The following is a 647-nucleotide window of genomic DNA, read 5'->3' as shown; positions in this document are numbered from 1 at the left end:
CGACCATGCTCATCGCGAACGAGGCCAGCTGCGCGCCGTCGCCCTGGTGGACGGCCGCGTCCAGGGCGTCCACGAGGTCCGGCCATGTCTCCCGACTGTCCAGCCCCAGCCCGATCGCGGTGCTGGCCCAGCCCTCGGTCAGCCGGGGCAGGCTGGTCTCACCCGTCTCGAGCGGTTGCCTGTCGAGGCGGTCGAGGAACGCGACGAGCGTGCGGGACACCGCGGGGGTGTCCGCGCCCAGCGGGCACGCGATGCTCGAGCCGCAGTCGGTCACGAAGTCGTTGAAGACGTTGTCGAAGTCGTCCGCCGAGCCCCGCGCACTGGCATCGACGTCCTGCTGGCTGGGCGTCTCCTCCGCCAGCGCGTCGGGCAGGACGGCGGAGTCGAGGACCATGAGCCCCACCCTGCTGGTGAAGAAGTCGGCGTAGACGGCGCCGATCATGGTGCCGTAGCTGACGCCGTAGTAGTTGAGCCGCTCGTCGCCCACGGCTGAGCGCAGGACGTCGAGGTCGCGGGCCACGAACTCGGTGCCCATCCGGGCCGCGAGGGCGCCGCCCCTGGCGAGGCAGCGCCGGTTGCGCGCTGCGGGGGCCCGCKGCGCGGCGGCCCGTTCGGCGGCGGTGTCCGGGGTGGGGTCGGCGGCATAC

The 647-nt window shown here is 73.4% G+C and carries 1 protein-coding gene; it reads right to left on the bottom strand.

Translation table 11 applies throughout. The features are described from left to right. Positions 1–647: alpha/beta fold hydrolase (locus AC1DP0_RS22470; protein WP_478088880.1), on the bottom strand; the 647-nt coding region annotated here is incomplete at both ends.

Source organism: Terrabacter sp. P5_B1 (genome assembly GCF_056400505.1).
This window is presented reverse-complemented; position numbering and strand designations above follow the sequence as displayed.